The sequence below is a fragment of the Bowmanella dokdonensis genome (assembly GCF_017254865.1).
GTDB classification, from domain to species: domain Bacteria; phylum Pseudomonadota; class Gammaproteobacteria; order Enterobacterales; family Alteromonadaceae; genus Bowmanella; species Bowmanella dokdonensis.
The window spans coordinates 1-375 of sequence record NZ_JAFKCV010000158.1; the positions used below are offsets into that span (position 1 = coordinate 1).

Consider the following 375-nt stretch of genomic DNA (forward strand, 5'->3'; position numbering starts at 1 on the left):
AGCAGCGGCGATTCTTGCACTAAGCTGCGATCAGAAATGGCATAAGGAATAGCCAGTTCCTGGCGGTGGCCGCCAAACACCCCGTGAATCAGCGGCGCATATTCGGCCACATCCGGCATCATCACAATCACGTCACCGGGATGATTATCCGGACCTTGACGGAAAAAGCGCAGCAAGTGGTCATGCAAGACTTCCAATTCCCGCAACCTGGAATGGCAACTAACGACCTTGAGGCTGTTATCACCAGCGTCTATGACTTGTCTGGGTAAACTTTGATCTTGACCAAGCAATGCCTCTGCACTGAGCGGCTCCGGACTGCCGCGCAACGTCAGGTTAAGAATCTCATGCTGTATATGCTCAAGCAGATTTTGTGGT

General features: G+C 52.3%; 1 pseudogene. It reads right to left on the minus strand.

What is annotated here, in order from left to right:
* A pseudogene (locus J0A66_RS22025) lies at positions 1 to 375 on the minus strand (exodeoxyribonuclease V subunit gamma); the annotation flags it as partial.